The following is an 18,519-nucleotide window of genomic DNA, read 5'->3' on the forward strand; positions in this document are numbered from 1 at the left end:
GACGGTGCTGGAGAGAAGGCAGAAACATGATTCGACGCAGGACGACGGCGATGGTCGTGGGCGCCCTCGTGGCAGGAGGCATCCTCGCGGGCGGCGCGGTCAGCGCCTCCGCCGTGACGGAGCGTCCCTCCGAGGGCGGGGTCTGGGATCACGGAACCCGCTCCGGTGGCATCTACGGAAGCGGCGGGCAGGTCTACTCCGAGTACCAGCACAGTGGAAAGAGCCACAAGGCGACGGCCTGCGGTCACGGCGGCTGCGCGTACAGCGGTTGGCAGCCGTCCTCGACGCTCGCCGTAGCGCACTGGTCGCCCCTGCGAGCTTCGGGCAACACGGCGTACTACGACGTCCTCGAGTAGGTCGTCCACCCCTCATGTCGAAGACGACACGACTTGTCATAGGAGGCGCAGTGCTGGTGCTTGGCCTGACCGGATGCGCGGCCGACGGACCGTCAGCCAACGGGACTGCTCCCGCCCGGGACGCCCCCGCTTTCACCGGCCCGTGGGCCTCGGAGTTCGCCGCCTCCTACGAACGGGCGACAGACGACTTCACCCGGTCCGTCATCGAGGACGGCTCCGTATCGGAGGAGGAGCGCGCGGAGATGATCGACCGCTTCACCAGGTGCGTCGCGGATCTCGGCTACGGCATCGACGAGTACGCGCTCGACGGGTCGTTCCACCTGACGTTCGCTCCGGATACGGACGCCGACGCCGCCAACGAAGATGTGAAGGGCTGCTCCCGGAGCTCGGGCGAGACCGAGATCGGCGCCCTCTACAGCTGGACCCATCGCAACCCGGATCGAGCTGACGAGACCACGCTGATCGTGGAGTGCCTCGCCCGCTCCGGCGTCGTGCCCTCCTCGTACTCGAAGGGCGACTACGCGGACGACACGTCGGGCGATGACTTCCCCTTCGTCGACGAGGCCGCGGGGCGGCTGGCGCTGCAGGGGTGCCGAATCGATCCCCTGGGAGTCGGCTCGTGAGCCGTCTGCTTACAGTCGGGGACCGGCCACTGCTCGCGATCCGTTCGCTCTTCGAGCATGGGTGACAAAGGCGGTCCCGGCCTCGTCGTCCTCGCGGCCGTCGTCCTCGCCGGCGCCGGCGTCGCGATCGCTCTGACCGTGGCGGCGACGCCGGAGGTGCCGCCGTCGGTCGCGTTCCCGACCTCCGCTCCTGCGGAGTTCGAGCCGACCGCCCAGTCGACGGTCGATGCGCGGGCCGTGAAGATCGCGGTCGAGCAGGGCGCACGAGAGCAACTGCAGGTGCGGCGCTCCGGCACGATCACGGCGCTGGACTGCGTACCCGGGACCGCCATCGACTCCTGGGGCAGCGTGCTCGCGGTCGACGGCTCGCGGCTCCTCAGCATCGCCACTGTGACGCCGCTCTACCGGGACCTCCGCGTCGGCGACACCGGAGACGACGTGCTCGCGCTCCAGAACGAACTCCGCCGCTTGGGTCACGCAGTCCGGGCGGACGGCGTCCTCGGGCAGACGTCGGTGAAGCTCGTCGACACGCGGCTGCGCGAGCTGGGTGCGGCGACGGAGCCGGACGTCATCGCAAGGGAGAGCCTCATCTGGCTGCCATCCCCGACGGCTCAAGCGGCGGGCTGCTCCGTCGAGCTCGGCACGACGGTGGAGTCCGGCGCGGTGATCGCCGAGCTGGAGTCGCCGGTGACGGCGGCGGCGGTCGATCCGGTTCCGGCGGATCTCCTGCCCGGCGAGCGCATCGCACTCGTCGCCGAGCATCGACTGACCGTGGATGGTCTCGGAGCGATCCGGTCCGCGGAGGACCTCCGCCTGCTGCGGTCGTCGGCGGAGTTCGAGCGGGCGGTTCGGGCCGTCGGCTCCAGCGCGGGAGGAAGTGCAAGCGCCCCAAGCGGCAGCGCCGCAGGCGGCGCCGCCACGGTCGTGCTCGACGCGACCCTCGAACTGGCGGAGCCGATCGAGACCTGGGCCGTCCCTCCGGCCGCGATCTACGCCCTCGAGGGGCGCCACGGCTGCGTGCTGGCCGGAGGTGAGGCGGTCGCCGTCGAGGTCGTGGCGTCCGAGCTCGGGAAGTCCTTCGTGCGCTTCGCCTCGCCCGAGCCACCCGCGCGGATCAGCACGGCCCCGGAGAGGACGGGAGGATGCTGAACAGTCGGGATCGGCAGTCCGCTGAGACACTCGACTCCAGCGCGGCCTTCGTCGAGCTGGTGGCGGTGAGTCATTCGTTCGACGCCCGCGCACCGCTCTTCGCTCCGGTGAGCCGACTCCTCCTGCCGGCGCGGACCTATGCACTGACCGGTCCTTCCGGCTCGGGGAAGTCGACGCTGCTCGGGATCCTGGCGGGATCACTCGCGCCCTCGCTCGGAACCGTCCGGACCTGCGGCGTCGCGCGGACGGGCCGGGTGCTGCAGAACCCGCACGGCACGGCGAGGCGCTCGGCACTCGACCATGTCGTCCTCCCTTTCCTGGCGAGGGGCGAGCGACGGTGGTCGGCCCAGGTCCACGCCGAGGCCCTGCTCAGCACCTTCGGTCTGGAGGAGCGCGCCGCGACGCCGTTCGCGCGGCTCTCCGGCGGGGAGGCGCAGCGGCTCATGCTCGCGCGGGCGGTCGCCTCCGCTCCCGACCTGCTGCTCGTCGACGAGCCGACCGCGCAGCTCGACTCGAGGAGTGCGGAGACCGTCATCGAGGTGCTCGGCCACGTCTCGAGCGGTGGGAGCATCGTCGTCGTGGCGACGCACGATCCGCGTGCTGCGGCCGCCTGCGAGACGGCCATCGAGCTGGCGCCCTAGTGCAGCTCTCGTCCGTCCTCACCGAGGCGCTCCGCAGCACGGCCGCCCGCACGAGCAGGCCGATCCTCGCGCTGGTGTCGTTCGTCGTCGTCGTCGGAGCGCTCTGCCTCTACGACGCGATGACGGTGAGGTCGATCGTGACCGAGTTCCGAGCGTTCCACTCCGCCGGAGCGACGATCAGCACGGTGGCGTCGACGCGAGGCATTTCCGGCAGGGCCTGCGAGAGACTCGCCGGAGTGGCGGGGGCAGGAGCGGCGGGCGCGATGTCGGACGGCGGAGGGGTCGTCTTCGAGGCGCTGCCGTCCACGACGGTCCCCAGCCGACACGTGACGCCGCACTTCGTCGACCTCCTGCCGCACCGGGTCGATCCCGCGATCGCCGGTCTGCTCCTCTCCCGGGAGGTCGCGGTCGCCCTCGGCAGCGACGTCGGCCAGACAGTGGCGACGACGGCGGGTCCCGTCGCGGTCGCGGGGATCTTCGACTACCCCGACGACGGCCGCCTGCCCGGACTCGGCTGGTCGGTCCTCGTCGTCGTTCCGGCGGACGGGATGTTCGACGCCTGCTGGCTCGATGTCCCCTTCGTCCAGTCACCCACGGCGTCGTTCCTCCTCACCGCAGTCGCTCCGAGTCCGGTCGAGAAGCCGTCCGTCAGCCGGCTGAACTCCCGACTGGGCGAGCCCTACGACGTCGGCGAGGCGGTCCGCGCCAGGCCTTCCCTTCTCGCGGTGCCGAGTGCGGCAGTGTTCGGAGTCGTGCTCGGAGCGGTACTCGTACGCCTCCGTCGCCTCGAGCTGGCCTCGGCGCTCCACGTCGGCGTCCGCCGATCGGCTTTGCTGGTGCAACTCCTGGCCGAGAACGCGCTCTGGCTTGCCGCTGCCTGGGCTGTGATCCCGGCCGGCGTGCTCGTTCTCGCTCTGCCCGAGAGCCCCGGCGACCGGACGGCCCTGCTGCACGGCTGCCTCCGCCTGCTCGTCCTGGCCTCGGCGGCGACGGCCGCTGGCTGCGCGGCCGGGACTCTCCTCGTGCGGGAGAAGCACCTGTTCCGCTACGCCGCGGAGCGCTGACGGCGACGACGAAGTGTCCGGCGGAACCAGGGTCGGTACGGATTCCACCGGGGCCGAGCAGAGCGGCTGATCCGGTCAGCTCTCCAGGACCGCGGGGCGCGGGCGACGACGGGCGAGTCCTCGACGAGTCGAGACGACTGCGATGGCGATGACGACGACGAGCAGACCGAGAGGATACGGCTCGAAGACGAGAGCGGGCAGACCGTTCTCGGTCGATGACCACGCTGAAATCACTCCCGGCAGGTGGACGTCGCTGCTCGTGAGGAACGCCGAGCCGAGCACGACGACGAGCCCGAGGACGACGAGGACGGCGCCGACCACCGCCCCCTGAACCAGGTGCCGAATGGTCCACCACACCGTGTTCACCGGATTCCGCACGTCCATCCCGGACCCTTCTCTCGTCTGTCGAGGAACACGAGTGATTCCGCTCGGTGCTGGTCGGATCGCCCGCGTTCGGTGGCGGGCTCCTCACCTCTGCGGAGAGAAGTGGTCGTCCGAGCGCCGTCGTGGCACCGCTTCGCACTCGATCTCCCGCGAAACCGTAGTCGGAAGCGTGAAGGCCGGTGAGTGCGTTCGTGAACTGGCGCGCTGCATGGGACGTCGGCCAACCGGCTCGCGCCGTCGTGTCAGAACGGCGGACGGGTGGACGACCGCTCAGCGGGAGGCCGCGTCCGGGTCGCGCCAGTTCTCGACGGTCTGCAGGATCCAGAAGGCGGTGAAGAGGGCGAGGGTGATCGCCTCGACGATCAGCAGCCACTGCTCGCCGAGGAGCGCCGAGGCCCGGCCGGTCAGCAGGAGGACGATCGCGGCGGCGTCGACCGCGGCCAGGAGGACGGCGAGCGCGGAGTAGGCGAGCGAGTAGGCGCGGAGCGAGCCAGGTCCGCGGATGCCCTGAGAGCGCACCGCGTGGGCATGGATGCCGGCCACGGCGGCGATGAGCAGGAAGAAGAGCGCGGCGGCGGCGTAGTGGCCGAGGTCGGCGAAGGCCGGGGTGGTCGAGAACACGGCGAGGCCGGCGAGAAGCACGGCGGCACCGCCGGCGCGCAGCCAGGCGCCGCGGTCGAGCGCGCGGTCGACGGCGAGGAAGGCGAGCGAGGCGACCAGGGCCGCCGCGGCGACGACGAGGTAGGCGAGCATCCCGACGGCGATCGCGTCCGCGGTGCCGGGGGCGACGCAGCGCGCGACGCCCGCGGGGCAGCCGGTGCCCGTCAGCAGCTGCAGCTCGTCGGAGGGGATCGGTGCGGGCACCAGGGCGATGACGGGAGCGGTGAAGCCGGCGATCACGAGCAGCGTGCGGCGGAGGCTGCGCCCGGCGAGGACCACGAGGCCGACCGCGACGGCGAACAGCGAGCCGACGAAGATCGAGCGCACGGGCGTGTAGTAGGCGGCGCTGATGGAGCGCAGGGGGCCGAGCGTGACCAGGTGCCACGTCACTCCGACGCCGAGGAACAGCACCGCGGCCACGAGCGACACCCGGACGTAGCGGTAGGTCCGCAGTGACGAGACGGTGCCGTCGGCCCGCAGCGCGTCGGGGGAGTGCACGGGGCTACTCCGCGCGGAGGCCCGAGGAGGCGAGGGCGAAGTCGACGTCGATGCGGATCGCGACGCGGAGCGGGTTCTCGCGGGGCGTCCGGTAGCGCTGCGAGTACAGCTCGACGGCGTGCGCGACGGCCTCGGGGTCCTCCTCGATCGAGGCCGGGCCGCCGAGGCTCAGCCAGCGGATGCCGTCGACCTGGCTGACGGTCGCGGTGCCGCCGCGGCGGACGTTCAGCACCTTCTGGCTCTCGCGCGAGGTGATGACGCGGACGACGCCGTCCTCGTAGGTGAAGCCGACGGCGACGACGTGCAGCCGTCCCTGCTGCCACGGGGTCGACAGGGTGGCCAGGTGCCGCTGGGTCACGAACTCGAGGCCGTCCGCGCTGAGGATGCTCATCCCGCGAGCGTAGCCGGACGGGCTGACCCTCCCCGCGAGATGCCACTTGTGCACGCGACACGCCGCGAAAGGCGTGCACAAGTGGCATCTCGCGGGACGCGCAAGGGCGTCAGGCGCGGAGGAGGAGGGCCTCGCCCTGGCCGCCGCCGCCGCAGAGGGCCGCGGCGCCGAGGCCGCCGCCGCGGCGGCGGAGGGCGAGGGCCAGGTGCAGGGCGAGGCGGGCGCCCGAGGCGCCGACCGGGTGGCCGAGGGCGATGGCGCCGCCGTCGAGGTTGACCGACTCGGGCGGCACGCCGAGGTCGTCGGCGGACTGCAGGACGACCGAGGCGAAGGCCTCGTTGATCTCGATGAGGTCGAGGTCGGCCACGGTGCCGCCGCGACGGGCGAGGGCACGGAGGATCGCGGCGGACGGCTGGGAGTGCAGCGAGTTGTCGGGGCCGGCGACCTGGCCGTGCTCAGCGATCTCGGCGAGCCAGGGCAGGCCGCGTGAGAGGGCCCAGCCCTTGCTCGCGACGACGAGAGCGGCCGCTCCGTCGGTGATCGGGGAGGAGCTGCCCGCGGTGATGGTGCCCTCGGGGCTGAAGGCGGGGCGGAGGCCCGCGAGGATCTCGACGGTCGTCTCGGGGCGGATGCCGTCGTCCTCGGACACGAGGAGGTCCGGGCGGCGGCGCTGCGGGACCTCGATCGGCACGATCTCCTCGGCGAGGACTCCGGAGTCGCGGGCCGCCGCCGCGCGCTGGTGCGAGAGGGCGGCGTAGGCGTCCTGGCGCTCGCGGCGGATCCCGCGCTCGGCGTTGCCGTCGTCGGTGACGCGGCCCATCATCCGGTCGTCGAAGGGATCGAGGAGGCCGTCGTGCAGGAGCGCGTCCTCGAGGGGCCGCGCGCCGACGCCGAGACCGGAGCGGGCGCCGAGCAGGAGGTGCGGGGTGTTCGTCATCGACTCCTGACCGCCGGCGACGACGACGGAGGCCTCGCCGGTGCGGATCAGCCGGGCGGCGTCGATGACGGCCGTGAGGCCGGAGAGGCAGAGCTTGTTGATCGTGGTGGCGGGGACGTCCCAGCCGAGGCCGGCGCGGATCGCGGTCTGCCGAGCGGGGCCCTGGCCGACGCCGGCCTGGATGACCTGGCCGAGGATCACGGCGTCGATGTCGGACGGCTGCGCGCCGGAGCGGGCGAGGGCCGCTCGGACGGCGGCGGCGCCGAGCTCGACCGCCGAGAGCGGGGCGAAGGCGCCCTGGAAGCGCGCGAAGGGGGTGCGGGCGCCGCCGAGGATGACGGGGGTGGTGTCGTCGGTGGTCATGGCGGGACTCCTTCGTCGGCGTGGATCTCGGTACGCCCGCTGCGCGGGCTACTCGATCAGCATGCAGGGTGCGCGGTGTTCGTGGGCATGCCGCGGGACGTTCGCGGATCTTGCTGGTCGAGTAGCCCCGCAGGGGCGTATCGAGACCCGCCGTGACCAGCAGGGCGGGGCGGCAGACTCGGCTTCTGACGTGGGTGGATCTCGATACGCCCGCTGCGCGGGCTACTCGATCAGCATGAGGTGCGCGGGCTGCACGATCGGCATGAGGTGCGCGGGTATCTCGATCGGCATGAGGTGCGCGGGCTGCTCGGTCAGCATGAGGTGCGCGGGCTGCTCGGTCAGCATGGGGTGCGCGGGTCGCTCGGTCAGCATGGGGTGCGCGGGTCACTCGTGGTGGCTCAGGGGACGAGGAGGATCTTGCCGCGGGTGTGGCCGTCCTCGCTGAGGCGGTGGGCGTCGGCGACGTCGTCGAGGCTGAAGCGCGGGCCGAGCTCGATCGAGAAGCGGCCGTCGGCGGCGAGCTGCGCGGCGCGGGGGATGCCCTCGCGGCGCAGGGCCTTCTCCTCGTCGGTCAGCGGGACGGGGCTGCCGCCCATCCAGGCGCGGATGCCCAGCTCGGCGGCGCGCGCGCCGACGACGACGGTGCCGACGTGCTGCGGGTCGCTCACCAGGGCGAGGGAGGCGGCGAGCGCCTCGTCGGTGCCCGCCGCGTCGAGCACGCGGTCCACTCCGTCGGGAGCCGCCGCGCGCAGGCGCTCCTCGAGGCCGGGTCCGTAGGCGACGGGTTCCGCGCCGAGCTCGCGCAGCCGGTCGTGGTTGGCCGGGCTCGCCGTCGCGATCACGCGCGCACCCCGCTCCATGGCGAACTGCACGGCAGCCTGGCCGACGGCGCCCGCGCCCGCGTGCACGAGGAAGACGGAGCCCTCGGCGACGCCGAGCGAGACGACCGCCTGGTAGGCCGTGCTGATCGGCACGCCGAGCGCCGCGGCCTCCTCGAAGCCGAGGCTCGCCGGCTTGCGGTCGAGGCTCTCGGGGGCGACGACGACGGACTCGCCGTACGTGCCGACCGCGCTGCTCAGGATCACCTCGTCGCCGACGCTCCAGCCGGAGACGCCCGCGCCGACGGCGGTGATCACGCCGGCTCCGTCCGAGCCGAGGCGGCGGGGGAACGGCGGTCCGGGGCGGACGCCGGAGCGCATCTTCCACTCGATCGGGTTCACCCCGGCCGCGCGGACGGCGACGACGACGCCGCCCTCGGGGGCCTCGGGCTCGGGCGCCTCGACGACCTCGAGCACCTCGGGGCCGCCGTTCTCGGTGTACTGCACGAATCGCGTCATGTCGTTCTCCTTCATCGGGCTGTGAACAGTCGGTCTGTGAACAGTCGAGCTGTGACCCGTCGAGCTGTGACCGGGAAGCGGGCGGAGCCGGCCGGCTCAGCCCAGCAGCGTCTCGCGCACCTCGCGGCGCAGCACCTTGCCGATCAGCGAGGTGGGCAGCGCGTCGACGGTCACCACCCGCTTCGGCACCTTGTAGGCCGTCAGGTGCAGGCGGCAGAAGTCGCGCAGCGCCTCGGCCTCGACGACCGTCCCGGCCCGCAGCACGACGGCGGCGGCGACGCTCTCGCCGCCCTCGGCGCGGGGCAGGCCGACGACCGCGGCGCGCACGACGTCCGGGTGCGACTCGAGCACGCCCTCCACCTCGGACGGCGAGACGTTGAAGCCGCCGGTGATGATCAGCTCCTTCGCCCGGTCGACGATCGTGACGAAGCCGTCCGCCGAGACCGTGGCGATGTCGCCGGTGCGGAGCCAGCCGTCGGGGAGCAGCGTCGCCGCGGTGTCCTCGGGGCGCTTCCAGTAGCCCTGGAACACCTGCGGGCCCTGGAGCAGCAGCTCGCCGGACTCGCCGGGGCCGCGGTCGACGGAGGGGTCGGCCGGGTCGACCAGTCGGATCCGGGTGCTCGGGAACGGCACGCCGACGGTGCCCGGCCGGCGGCTCGGGCCGACCGGGTTGCCGAGCGCGACGGGCGAGCTCTCGGTCATCCCGTAGCCCTCGACGAGGAGTCCGCGGCTCGCGCGCTCCCAGCGGTCGACGGTGGCGACGGGGAGGCTCATCGCTCCCGAGATCGCGAAGCGGATGCCGCGCAGGCCGAGCTCGCCGCGCTCGGAGGCGCGGGCCAGCGCGTCGTAGACCGGCGGCACGGCGGGCAGGAAGGTGGGCGGCGACTTCTTCGCCGCGGCCTTGACCAGTCCGACGTCGAAGGTCGGGAAGAGCACGACCTTGGCGCCGATGCTGATCGCGAAGGTGAGGCAGAGCGTGAGCCCGTAGGCGTGGAAGAGGGGGAGGACCGCGTAGAAGGTCTCGTCGCCCTCGCGGAGCCCGGGCACCCAGGCCTGGCCCTGCAGCGCGTTCGCGCGGAGGTTGGCGTGCGAGAGGATCGCGCCCTTCGGCGTGCCGGTGGTGCCGCTCGTGTACTGGAGCAGGGCGGTGTCGGCGAGTGCCGGGCGCGGGTGCGAGCGGGCGATCCGGCGGCCGCTGAGGAGGCGGTCGAAAGGGATCAGCGAGCGGGTGCGCGGACTCGTGGTCAGCTTGGCGCGCGCCTCCCGGGCCTTCGCCAGGGGCAGCCTCAGGGCGAGGCGCTTGCCGAGCGGGAAGGACGCGGTGAGGTCGACCGAGACGACGCGCTCGACGCCGAGGTCGGCGGGCAGCGCGGCGATGACGTCGGCCGTCTTGTTCCAGACCACCGCGACGCGGGCGCCGTGGTCCTCGAACTGCCGGCGCAGCTCGCGCGGGGTGTAGAGCGGGTTGTGCTCGACGACGATCGCGCCGAGCCGCAGCACGGCGTAGAACGCGATGACGTGCTCGGGGCAGTTCGGCAGCACCAGGGCGACGCGGTCGCCGGCGCGCACGCCGAGGCGGCGCAGCCCCTCCGCGGCCCGGGCGACCTTCTCGCCGAGCTCGGCGTAGCTCGTCTCGGCGCCGAAGAACTCGAGCGCGATGCCGCGCTTGTAGCGGGCCACCGAGTCCTCGAGCAGATCGACGAGGGTCTGCGTGGGCGGGTCGATCTCGGCCGGGACGCCCTCCGCGTAGGAGGTCAGCCACGGCTTCATCGCCAGGTTCGAGGTTCCGGAGGTCACGGAGCGAGTATCCGGCACCCGCCTCCGGGGATCCTCCGAGCACTCGACAGGGGGTGACGCGACATCGGCGCGCCGAGCAGACTGGCGGGATGACTGCAGCCATCGACCTCCTCCGCGATGCCTTCGACCGGGTGCACGGGACCGTGCACGCCGTCCTCGAGGACAGCACCCCCGAGCGGCTCGGCTTCCGGGCCGATGCGCAGGCCAACTCCGCCGCCTGGCTCGTCTGGCACCTGACCCGGGTGCAGGACGACCACCTCGCCCCGCTCGCCGACCGAGAGCAGCTCTGGATCTCCGGCGGCTTCCACGAGCGCTCCGGACTGCCGTTCCCGGCCGAGACGAACGGCTACGGGATGGAGCCTTCCGAGGTCGCGGCGCTCGCCGCGGTGCCGGCCGAGCTGCTCGCGGACTACTACGACGCCGTGCACGAGCAGACGCTCGCCTACCTCGACACCCTCGAGGACGCCGACCTCGCCCGCGTGGTCGACGAGGACTGGGACCCGCCGGTGACCCTCGCGGTCCGGCTCGTCTCGGTGATCGACGACGACACCCAGCACGCGGGACAGGCCGCGTTCTCGGCCGGCCTCGCGGAGCGCGCCGGGCTCTGAGCGACGCCGGCCGCCCCTACGGTGGGACGGTGCGGTGGGGGATCAGGGCCCGAGGGGTCGGGCCGGAGTCGATCCCGGCGGGCGCCGTCCTCGTCGTCGCGACCCTGCTGACCCTCCTCGGCTCCTGGATCCCCTCCTACTGGAACGACGAGGCCGCGACCCTGCGCCTCGCGCGGCTCCCGCTGCCCGAGCTGCTCGCCTTCGCGCAGCAGAAGGACGCCGTGCACGTCGTCTACGCGCTGCTGATGCACGGCTGGATCGCGGTGGCGGGGGAGTCGGAGCTGGCCGTCCGCGCGCCGTCCGCCCTCGCGGCGGGGGCGGGAGCGGCGGGCGTGCTGGTGCTCCTGCGCTCGCTGGGCCGGCCGCGGGCCGCGCTGCTCGCCGCGATCGTGTTCGTGCTGCTGCCCCGGACGTCGTTCAACGGGACGGAGGCGCGCTCCTCCGCGCTCGCGACCGCGCTGGTCGTGTGGGCGGCGGTGCTGGTGGTCCGCGCGGCCCGGGACGGCGGGGTGCTGCGCTGGGTCGCGTTCGTCGCGGTGGCGGGGCTGGCGAACGCCGTCTTCCTCTACTGCGTGCTCGTGCTGCCGGCCTTCGTGCTGCTCTCGGCGGCCGTCGGGCCCCGGCGTGGCAGGGCGTTCGGGGCCGGCGTGCTCGGCGCGGTGCTGTCGGTCGGCGTCGCGAGTCCGGTGATCGTCACGGCGGCGGGGCAGAGCGGGCAGATCGGCTGGCTCCGCTCCCAGCCGGTCAACGCCTACACGGTGGTCGTCGAGTCGTTCTTCGGCTCGGCGTGGTGGCTGGCGGCGCTCGCCGTGGGGCTGCTGGCCGTCGCGGCGGTCCGGACGCGGGCGGTGCGGTCGCGGGCGCTGCGGTCGCGCGCGACCGTGGCGGGGGCCGTCCAGCCGCCGCTCGTCCTCGTGCTGGGCGTCTGGCTGCTCCTGCCGGCCGCGGTCCTGCTCCTCGGCACCGCGTTGATCGAGCCGATGTTCACCCCGCGCTACCTCAGCCTCAGCTCGCCCGCGCTGGCGATGGTGCTGGGGCTGGCCCTCGCCTCCTGGCGCCCGGTGACGGCGGGCGTCCTCGTCGGTGCCCTCGCCGTCGCGGCGCTGCCGGCGCTCGTCCTGATGCGGACGGAGACCGGCAAGCCGGCCGGCCAGGACCTCCGCGCCCTCGCGCAGACGATCCGGGCCGGCGCGCGCCCGGGCGACGCGTTCCTCCTCGGCGACAGCGGGACCGTGTCGCTGCGGCCGCGGATCGCCCTCGCCGCCTACCCCTCGGCCTTCGCCGGGCTCGACGACGTCGCCCTCGAGCGCTCGTACGCGACGACCGGCACCTACTCCGACGTCCTGCTCGGGGACGACGCGCTGCGGGCCGCCCTCGGGGGCGAGCAGCGCGTCTGGACCGCGGCTCCCGCCTCCGACCCGGCGGCCTTCGACTGGCTCGCCGCGGAGGGCTTCGAGGCCGGCCCCGGCTCGACCGTGCCGACCGCGACGATCACCCTCTGGGAGCGGCGCTGACGCGTCCGCTCCGCCCCGAGCCGTTACCCTGGACCCCGGCACCGTCGCTGAGCGGCGGGGCTCGCGGTGCGAAGACCGCGCCACCGGAAGGACCTGCTCACGTGACGCTGCCCACCACCTCCACCACCTCCGGCGAGACCGGCCTGAAGCGCAAGGGGCGCGACGTCGCCCCCGAGATCGCCCGCTCCTGGCTGCTCGTCAACGCGACCCGCACCGACACCTTCGACGCCGCGCACGCCTCGCGTGCCGACCAGGTCGTCCTCGACATCGAGGACGCGGTCGACCCGAAGGCCAAGCCCGAGGCCCGCGCCGACGTCGCCGCCTGGCTCAGCGGCGAGAAGCGCGCCTGGGTGCGCATCAACGACCACTCCACCCCGTTCTGGTCGGACGACGTCGACGCGCTGAAGGGCCTGCCCGGCCTGGCCGGCGTCATGCTCGCGAAGACCGAGGCCGGCGAGCACGTCACCGAGACCTTCGACCGCCTCGGCGGCGCGACCCCGGTGCTCGCGCTGGTCGAGTCGGCCCTCGGCATCGAGGAGGCGGTCTCGATCGCCCGCGCCCGCGGGACCTTCCGCCTCGCCTTCGGCAGCGGCGACTACCGCCGCGACACCGGCACCAGCGCCGACGACCTGGCGATGGCGTACCCGCGCTCGCGCCTCGTCGTCGCCTCGCGCATCGGCGACCTGCCCGGCCCGATCGACGGCCCGACCGTCTCCAACAGCCACCCGGTGCTGCGCGAGCAGTCCGCGCTTACCGTCTCGCTCGGCCTCACCGGCAAGCTCTGCCTCGACACCGAGCAGCTCGCGGTCATCAACGAGGTCATCAGCCCGACTCCGTCCGACGTGGCCTGGGCGCGCGACTTCCTCGACGACTTCGAGGCCCGCGGCCGCGTCATCCGCGACGGCAGCGACCTGCCGCGACTGGGCCGCGCGAAGAAGATCGACAAGCTCGCGACCGCGTTCGGGGTCAATCCGCTCTGACGCTCGGGCCGCTGACACGTCGGCGGCTCCGACCGCTCCGGCCCGCGACGGGGCACACTGGGGATCGACGAGGAGGCCGGCATGGGTGCAGTCAGCACGTTCCTGTGGTTCGACGACCAGGCGAGGGAGGCGGCCGAGTTCTACACCGAGCTCGTGCCGAACTCGCGGATCCTGAGCACGGAGGTGCTGCCCGAGGGCTCGCCCTCGCCGGGCACCGTCACCGTCGTGACCTTCGAGCTCGACGGGCAGCTCTTCCGGGCGATGAACGCCGGCCCGCGCTTCCCGTTCACGGAGGCGGTCTCGATCGAGGTCTCGGTCGAGGACCAGGCCGAGGTCGACCGGCTCTGGGACGCGCTGATCGCCGACGGCGGCGAGGAGAGCCGCTGCGGCTGGCTCCGCGACCGCTGGGGGCTCTCCTGGCAGATCGTGCCGACCGCGCTCGCGACCGTGCTCGGCGGCTCCGACGCGGAGGGCGCGGCGCGGGCGCTGCAGGCGATGCTCGGGATGACGAAGCTCGACGTCGCCGCCCTCGAAGCGGCCTATGCCGGCGCCTGAGCGGGGGCGCCCGCGGCGCTCGTCCGCCTCGCTGCGCGCGGCCTATCTGCGCGACTACCGCTACGCCTACGGATCGCGGTTCACGCATCTGCGCGAGGGCTGGGACGTCTCGCGCTACGCCTCGGGCGACGGCGCGCCCGTCCTGCTGATCCCCGGGATCTACGAGACCTGGCAGTTCCTGCGGCCGATCGCCGACCGGCTGCACGCGGCCGGGCACCCGATCCATGTGCTGCCCGCGCTCGGCTACAACACCCGGCCGATCGTCGCGTCGGCCGCGCTCGGGCAGGAGTACCTGCGCGAGCACGACCTGCGCGGGGTCGTCGTCGTCGCGCACAGCAAGGGCGGCCTGATCGGCAAGCACATGATGGTCGTCGACGACCGCGACGAGGGCCGGATCGACCGGATGATCGCCGTCTCGACGCCGTTCAACGGCTCACCGCTCGCCCGGATCGCGCCGGCCCGGGCGCTGCGCGAGTTCGGCCCGCACCGCCCCGTGATCCGGACGCTGCTGGCCGAGCGCGACGCCGACCGGCGCATCGTCTCGATCTACGGGATGCGCGACCAGTACATCCCGGGCGGGAGCCGCCTCGCCGGCGCGCGCGAGAACATCGCGGTGTCGGTGGTGGGGCACTTCGTGCTGCTGTCGCACCCGCGGGTGCTGGCGCTCATCGCGGCGCGGGTGGAGCCGGAGGACGACGCGCCGGGGACGGACGACGTCACTCCGGCGACGACCGTCGTCGCTCCGGAGTGACGGCCGGCCGGGTCAGGACCAGGGCGTGAGCAGCACCAGCGGGATCTGCCGGTCGGTCTTCGTCTGGTACTCGGCGTAGTCGGGCCAGGCCGCGACCGCCCGCTCCCACCAGGCGGCGCGCTCGTCGCCCTCGAGGACGCTCGCGGTGTAGTCCTTCTTCACCGGGCCGTCCTGCAGCTCGACGTGCGGCTCCTTGACCATGTTCAGGTACCAGACCGGGTGCTCGGGGGCGCCGCCCTTCGAGGCGACGACGACGTAGGAGCCGTCGTGCTCGACGCGCATCAGCGCGGTCTTGCGCAGCTTGCCGCTGCGGGCTCCGACCGTGGTCAGGACGATGATCGGCTTGCCGCGGAGGAGGTTGCCCTCCGCGCCGCCGGTGGCCTCGTAGAGCTCCGCCTGCTCGCGGGCCCAGGCGGACGTGCTCGGTTCGTATTCTCCGGTGAGGGGCATGCATCGATCGTATTGCGCGCAGAACATCAGCTGAGAAGGTCCTTCATCGGCGATGAGCGACGAACTCGGCTCTCAGCTGATGTTCTGCGCCGCAGCCGCACCGTCCGGGCTCCGGGTGTGCACGAGGATGGAGCGGTGCAGCCTGCAGACCAGCTCGACCGAGCCCGCATCGCGCTTCTCGGCGACGACCTCTCCCGTGCCCGCTACCGCGTCGACGCCGTCCGCGAGCTGTGGGGCGAGGCCGCGGGCGAGGCGCTGCACCGCGGCGACCGGGTCCCGGCCCGGCGGGCGCTGGAGCGCAGCGGCGATCGCGGGCCGCTGGCCACGCTGGCTCGGCTGTTCCTCCTCGCCGATCCGGTGCCGACGGAGCAGGCGGAGGCGGCGTTCCCGTCGCTCGGGCTCGACGGCGCCCTGGAGCTGGAGCTCGTGCGCTCCGAGGCCGGAGCGGTGGTCACCGCCGCGCTCGACCTGCGGCCCTACGACCTCGTCGACCTGCACGGCGCCGCCTCCTGGTGGATCGCCTCCGATCTCGGCGAGCTCGCGCTCGGCCGGCCGCTCGACGAGGACCACGTGCTCGGCGTCGGCGGCGCGAGCCTCACCCTCGCCGGGCTGATGATCCAGCGGCCGGTCGGCAGCCTGCTCGATCTCGGCACCGGCTGCGGGATCCAGGCGCTGCACGCCTCCAGGCACGCGGACCGCGTCGTCGCGACCGACGTCTCGCACCGCGCGCTCGCCATCGCCGCCTTCAACGCGGCGCTGAACGGCATCGACTCGATCGAGTTCCGGCACGGCAGCCTCTACGAGCCGGTCGCGGGGGAGCGGTTCGACCAGATCGTCACCAACCCGCCGTTCGTGATCACGCCGCGGTCCGCGGGCGTCCCCGCCTACGAGTACCGCGACGGCGGCCTCGAGGGCGACGAGATCGTCCGCCGCGTGATCGTCGGCGCCGCCGAGCACCTGGTGCCGGGCGGTGTCGCGCAGCTGCTCGGCAACTGGGAGTACCGGGCCGACGCGGACGCGTTCGACCGGGTCCGCGCCTGGCTGGCCGACGGCCGCAGCCCGCTCGAGCAGGCGCTCGAACCCGGGCACGCCGGGCTGGCCGCCTGGATGGACGGCACCGCCTCGCCGCTCGACGTCTGGATCGTGGAGCGCGAGCAGCAGGATCCGGCGATCTACGCCGAGACCTGGATCCGCGACGGCGGGACCACCCGCGGCGCGGAGTCCGACGCGCTCGTCGACGCCTGGCTCGAGGACTTCGAGCGGCGCGGCGTGACCGGCGTCGGCTTCGGCTACGTGACGCTCCGGCTCCCCGCCTCGCCCCGGCCACCGATCCGGCGCCTCGAGCGGCTCGATGCCGCGTTCGCGACCGCGGGGCTGGGCGGGCACCTCGCGCACTGCCTCGACGCGCTCGACGCGCTGTCCGCGGTCGACGACGCCGACCTCGCGCGGCTGGCGCTCGTCGTCGCGGGCGACGTGACCGAGGAGCGGCACTACTGGCCGGGCAATGACGACCCGACCGTGCTCCGACTGCGCCAGGGCGGCGGCTTCGCCCGGGTGGAGGAGGCGGACACAGCACTCGCCGCGGTCGTCGGGGCGTGCGACGGCGAGCTGTCGATTGCCGCCATCACGGCCGCGGTGGCCTCGCTCCTGCACGTGGAGGAGGCCGCCGTGCTGGACTCCGTGCTGCCGCGCGTGCGCGAGCTCGTCGCGACCGGGATGCTGCGGCTGCCCTGAGCGCGGGGTGCGCCCCCACGGGTCAGAACAGGGTCGCGGGGGCGTCCTCGGTGTCGACGGCGGGCGTCACGGCGGGGGCGGCTCCCGGCCAGCCCGGACCGGCGTCGACGGCCGTGCGGCGCTGGTAGGCCGTCGCGGCGGCGCGGGCGCGCACGTCGGCGGCCTCGTTCATCCGGTGGTTGGCGTGCCCCTTCACCCACTCGAAGGTGACGGCGCGGCCCTGCAGCTCCTCGTCGAGCGCCTTGATGATCTCGACGTTCATCACCGGCTTGCCGTCGGCCTTCCGCCATCCCTTCCGCTTCCAGCCCGGCAGCCACTCGGTGCAGGCCTTGATGGCGTACTGGCTGTCGCAGAGGATGTGCACGGGCTCGCTCTCCTGCGCGGTGGCGCGGAGCAGCTCGAGGACCGCGGTGAGCTCGCCGATGTTGTTGGTGCCGTGCGACCAGCCGCCGGCCGCCCAGCGCTCGTCGTCGACGTACCAGGCCCAGCCCGCGGGGCCGGGGTTGCCCAGCGCTGATCCGTCTGCGGCGGCGATGATGCTCACGTGCGGTCCTCCTCGAAGTCGGTGCGCCCTCGCGAGCGCCCTTCGAGGGTAGTCGCCCGCGCCGACGCCGGTCGCCGGGCGCAACCCGGTACCCGGTGTCGGGGCCCGCTGGCAGGGTGGAGGGATGACCAGCATCCCCACCCTCACTCTCAACGACGGCACGAGCATCCCGCAGCTCGGGTTCGGCGTCTTCCAGGTCGACCCCGCCGAGACGGAGCGCATCGTCTCCGAGGCGCTCGAGGCCGGCTATCGGCACATCGACACCGCCGCGATCTACGGCAACGAGGAGGGCGTCGGGCGGGCGCTCGCCTCCTCCGGGATCGCGCGCGACGAGCTGTACGTGACCACGAAGCTGTGGAACGACGACCAGGGCCGCGACACGGCGGCCGGGGCGCTCGACGCCAGCCTCGAGAAGCTCGGCCTCGACGCCGTCGACCTCTACCTCATCCACTGGCCGAAGCCGAAGCAGGACCGCTACGTCGAGAGCTGGGAGGCGATGCAGGAGCTGCAGGCCGCCGGCCGCACCCGCTCGATCGGCGTCTCGAACTTCCTCGTGCCGCACCTGGAGCGGCTGCTCGCCGCGACCGACGTCGTCCCGGCCGTCAACCAGATCGAGCTGCACCCTTACCACCAGCAGCCGACGGTCACCGCGTTCGGCGCGCAGCACGGCATCGCGACGGAGGCGTGGGGGCCGCTCGGGCAGAACAAGTACCCGCTGCTCGAGCTGCCGGTGATCACCGGCGCGGCCGAGGCGCACGGGGTCACGCCCGCGCAGGTCGTGCTGCGCTGGCACCTCGACCGCGGCCACATCGTCTTCCCGAAGTCGTCGACGAAGGCCCGCATCGTGGAGAACATCGACGTCTTCGGCTTCGAGCTCACGTCCGACGAGCGCGACGCCATCACGGCCCTCGAGCGCGCCGGCCGCGTCGGCGGCGACCCGAACGAGGTCTGACGCGGGATCTCCTCGGGAGTACGGGGAGGCCATGCTGATCGAGTAGCCCTCTCAGAGGGCGTATCGAGATCCACGTGCTCGGAGTGCGGTGGGTCTCGATACGCCGCTGGCGCGGCTACTCGACCAGCATGATGTGCCCGCCGACAGCCGCCCGTGAGGGCGCGCTTGCATGTTGATCGAGTAGCCCCGGAGGGGCGTATCGAGATCCACCATTCTGCAGACGTGGGTCTC

The 18,519-nt window shown here is 73.3% G+C and carries 21 protein-coding genes; 12 read left to right on the forward strand and 9 right to left on the reverse strand.

The features are described 5' to 3' along the window. Positions 1–26 precede the first annotated feature (26 nt). From EDF17_RS03800 to EDF17_RS03820, 5 genes are read left to right on the forward strand one after another with little or no spacing between them, the layout of a single operon-like run. Entirely contained in the window at positions 27–356 is a 330-nt protein-coding gene (locus tag EDF17_RS03800) for a lactococcin 972 family bacteriocin (RefSeq protein WP_123445238.1), read from the forward strand. 14 nt (positions 357–370) lie between these two features. Then, positions 371–979, forward strand: a complete 609-nt coding sequence (locus tag EDF17_RS03805) for a hypothetical protein (RefSeq protein ID WP_133671874.1) — start codon at positions 371–373, stop codon at positions 977–979. A gap of 57 nt (positions 980–1,036) precedes the next feature. Then, positions 1,037–2,128, forward strand: coding sequence for a hypothetical protein (locus EDF17_RS03810; RefSeq protein ID WP_123445240.1), 1,092 nt, complete (start codon positions 1,037–1,039; stop codon positions 2,126–2,128). Beyond that, a complete protein-coding gene (locus EDF17_RS03815) occupies positions 2,122–2,769 on the forward strand; it encodes an ATP-binding cassette domain-containing protein (protein WP_123445241.1) in 648 nt (215 codons plus the stop codon). The genes EDF17_RS03810 and EDF17_RS03815 overlap by 7 nt, the downstream gene beginning before the upstream one ends. Next, positions 2,769–3,833 carry a hypothetical protein gene (locus EDF17_RS03820; RefSeq protein ID WP_123445242.1) on the forward strand — a complete coding sequence of 355 codons (1,065 nt, stop codon included), beginning with the start codon at positions 2,769–2,771 and terminating at the stop codon, positions 3,831–3,833. Before EDF17_RS03815 ends, EDF17_RS03820 begins: the two co-directional genes overlap by 1 nt. Before the next feature lie 75 nt (positions 3,834–3,908). Here the strand turns inward: EDF17_RS03820 and EDF17_RS03825 are convergent, their stop codons facing one another. The 7 genes from EDF17_RS03825 to EDF17_RS03850 form a co-directional block, all read right to left on the reverse strand. Further along, a complete protein-coding gene (locus EDF17_RS03825; protein WP_123445243.1) occupies positions 3,909–4,217 on the reverse strand; it encodes a hypothetical protein in 309 nt (102 codons plus the stop codon). Positions 4,218–4,487: 270 nt separating this feature from the next. Further along, the gene (locus EDF17_RS03830; RefSeq protein WP_123445244.1) at positions 4,488–5,375 is read right to left on the reverse strand and encodes a hypothetical protein; all 888 of its coding nucleotides are present in this window, start codon (positions 5,373–5,375) and stop codon (positions 4,488–4,490) included. A 4-nt stretch (positions 5,376–5,379) separates the two neighbouring features. Next, a complete protein-coding gene (locus EDF17_RS03835) occupies positions 5,380–5,766 on the reverse strand; it encodes a pyridoxamine 5'-phosphate oxidase family protein (RefSeq protein ID WP_123445245.1) in 387 nt (128 codons plus the stop codon). A gap of 109 nt (positions 5,767–5,875) precedes the next feature. Beyond that, a complete protein-coding gene (locus EDF17_RS03840; protein ID WP_123445246.1) occupies positions 5,876–7,066 on the reverse strand; it encodes an acetyl-CoA C-acyltransferase in 1,191 nt (396 codons plus the stop codon). A gap of 222 nt (positions 7,067–7,288) precedes the next feature. After that, on the reverse strand, positions 7,289–7,438 hold the full coding sequence (locus tag EDF17_RS19745) for a hypothetical protein (RefSeq protein WP_166649593.1): 150 nt from the start codon (positions 7,436–7,438) through the stop codon (positions 7,289–7,291). A 26-nt stretch (positions 7,439–7,464) separates the two neighbouring features. After that, a complete protein-coding gene (locus EDF17_RS03845; protein ID WP_123445247.1) occupies positions 7,465–8,403 on the reverse strand; it encodes an NADP-dependent oxidoreductase in 939 nt (312 codons plus the stop codon). Positions 8,404–8,499: 96 nt separating this feature from the next. Continuing rightward, the gene (locus EDF17_RS03850) at positions 8,500–10,200 is read right to left on the reverse strand and encodes a long-chain-fatty-acid--CoA ligase (protein ID WP_260321488.1); all 1,701 of its coding nucleotides are present in this window, start codon (positions 10,198–10,200) and stop codon (positions 8,500–8,502) included. A gap of 89 nt (positions 10,201–10,289) precedes the next feature. On the opposite strand from EDF17_RS03850, the gene EDF17_RS03855 reads away from it, so the two are divergent. The 5 genes from EDF17_RS03855 (at position 10,290) to EDF17_RS03875 (ending at position 14,608) form a co-directional block, all read left to right on the forward strand. Then, positions 10,290–10,808 (forward strand): DUF664 domain-containing protein, encoded by a 519-nt coding sequence (locus EDF17_RS03855; RefSeq protein ID WP_123445248.1) that lies wholly within the window; start codon positions 10,290–10,292, stop codon positions 10,806–10,808. 29 nt (positions 10,809–10,837) lie between these two features. Further along, positions 10,838–12,322: a glycosyltransferase family 39 protein gene (locus EDF17_RS03860; protein ID WP_123445249.1), complete on the forward strand. Its 1,485-nt coding sequence runs from the start codon at positions 10,838–10,840 to the stop codon at positions 12,320–12,322. 107 nt (positions 12,323–12,429) lie between these two features. Then, a complete protein-coding gene (locus EDF17_RS03865; RefSeq protein ID WP_208110572.1) occupies positions 12,430–13,302 on the forward strand; it encodes a CoA ester lyase in 873 nt (290 codons plus the stop codon). Between the two features lie 81 nt (positions 13,303–13,383). Further along, positions 13,384–13,857, forward strand: coding sequence for a VOC family protein (locus EDF17_RS03870; protein WP_123445250.1), 474 nt, complete (start codon positions 13,384–13,386; stop codon positions 13,855–13,857). After that, positions 13,844–14,608 carry an alpha/beta hydrolase gene (locus tag EDF17_RS03875; RefSeq protein WP_123445251.1) on the forward strand — a complete coding sequence of 255 codons (765 nt, stop codon included), beginning with the start codon at positions 13,844–13,846 and terminating at the stop codon, positions 14,606–14,608. Before EDF17_RS03870 ends, EDF17_RS03875 begins: the two co-directional genes overlap by 14 nt. A 12-nt stretch (positions 14,609–14,620) precedes the next feature. Here EDF17_RS03875 and EDF17_RS03880 read toward each other — a convergent pair whose 3' ends face one another. Continuing rightward, positions 14,621–15,058, reverse strand: coding sequence for a nitroreductase family deazaflavin-dependent oxidoreductase (locus tag EDF17_RS03880; RefSeq protein WP_123445252.1), 438 nt, complete (start codon positions 15,056–15,058; stop codon positions 14,621–14,623). Positions 15,059–15,193: 135 nt separating this feature from the next. Between EDF17_RS03880 and EDF17_RS03885 the strand changes: the two genes are divergently transcribed. After that, entirely contained in the window at positions 15,194–16,792 is a 1,599-nt protein-coding gene (locus EDF17_RS03885; protein WP_123445253.1) for a methyltransferase, read from the forward strand. A gap of 22 nt (positions 16,793–16,814) precedes the next feature. Here the strand turns inward: EDF17_RS03885 and EDF17_RS03890 are convergent, their stop codons facing one another. Beyond that, positions 16,815–17,336 (reverse strand): ribonuclease H, encoded by a 522-nt coding sequence (locus EDF17_RS03890; RefSeq protein ID WP_123445254.1) that lies wholly within the window; start codon positions 17,334–17,336, stop codon positions 16,815–16,817. A 124-nt stretch (positions 17,337–17,460) separates the two neighbouring features. On the opposite strand from EDF17_RS03890, the gene EDF17_RS03895 reads away from it, so the two are divergent. Next, positions 17,461–18,288 carry an aldo/keto reductase gene (locus EDF17_RS03895; protein ID WP_123445255.1) on the forward strand — a complete coding sequence of 276 codons (828 nt, stop codon included), beginning with the start codon at positions 17,461–17,463 and terminating at the stop codon, positions 18,286–18,288. Positions 18,289–18,519 lie beyond the last annotated feature (231 nt).

Source organism: Rathayibacter sp. PhB1 (assembly GCF_004362935.1).
Taxonomy (GTDB): domain Bacteria; phylum Actinomycetota; class Actinomycetes; order Actinomycetales; family Microbacteriaceae; genus Rathayibacter; species Rathayibacter festucae.

Coding starts and splice junctions, on each gene's coding strand:
- EDF17_RS03800 (WP_123445238.1), top strand. CDS start 27: ATGATTCGACGCAGGACGACGGCGATGGTCGTGGGCGCCCTCGTGGCA.
- EDF17_RS03805 (WP_133671874.1), top strand. CDS start 371: ATGTCGAAGACGACACGACTTGTCATAGGAGGCGCAGTGCTGGTGCTT.
- EDF17_RS03810 (WP_123445240.1), top strand. CDS start 1,037: ATGGGTGACAAAGGCGGTCCCGGCCTCGTCGTCCTCGCGGCCGTCGTC.
- EDF17_RS03815 (WP_123445241.1), top strand. CDS start 2,122: ATGCTGAACAGTCGGGATCGGCAGTCCGCTGAGACACTCGACTCCAGC.
- EDF17_RS03825 (WP_123445243.1), bottom strand. CDS start 4,217: ATGGACGTGCGGAATCCGGTGAACACGGTGTGGTGGACCATTCGGCAC.
- EDF17_RS03835 (WP_123445245.1), bottom strand. CDS start 5,766: ATGAGCATCCTCAGCGCGGACGGCCTCGAGTTCGTGACCCAGCGGCAC.
- EDF17_RS03840 (WP_123445246.1), bottom strand. CDS start 7,066: ATGACCACCGACGACACCACCCCCGTCATCCTCGGCGGCGCCCGCACC.
- EDF17_RS19745 (WP_166649593.1), bottom strand. CDS start 7,438: ATGCTGACCGAGCGACCCGCGCACCCCATGCTGACCGAGCAGCCCGCG.
- EDF17_RS03845 (WP_123445247.1), bottom strand. CDS start 8,403: ATGACGCGATTCGTGCAGTACACCGAGAACGGCGGCCCCGAGGTGCTC.
- EDF17_RS03855 (WP_123445248.1), top strand. CDS start 10,290: ATGACTGCAGCCATCGACCTCCTCCGCGATGCCTTCGACCGGGTGCAC.
- EDF17_RS03870 (WP_123445250.1), top strand. CDS start 13,384: ATGGGTGCAGTCAGCACGTTCCTGTGGTTCGACGACCAGGCGAGGGAG.
- EDF17_RS03875 (WP_123445251.1), top strand. CDS start 13,844: ATGCCGGCGCCTGAGCGGGGGCGCCCGCGGCGCTCGTCCGCCTCGCTG.
- EDF17_RS03880 (WP_123445252.1), bottom strand. CDS start 15,058: ATGCCCCTCACCGGAGAATACGAACCGAGCACGTCCGCCTGGGCCCGC.
- EDF17_RS03895 (WP_123445255.1), top strand. CDS start 17,461: ATGACCAGCATCCCCACCCTCACTCTCAACGACGGCACGAGCATCCCG.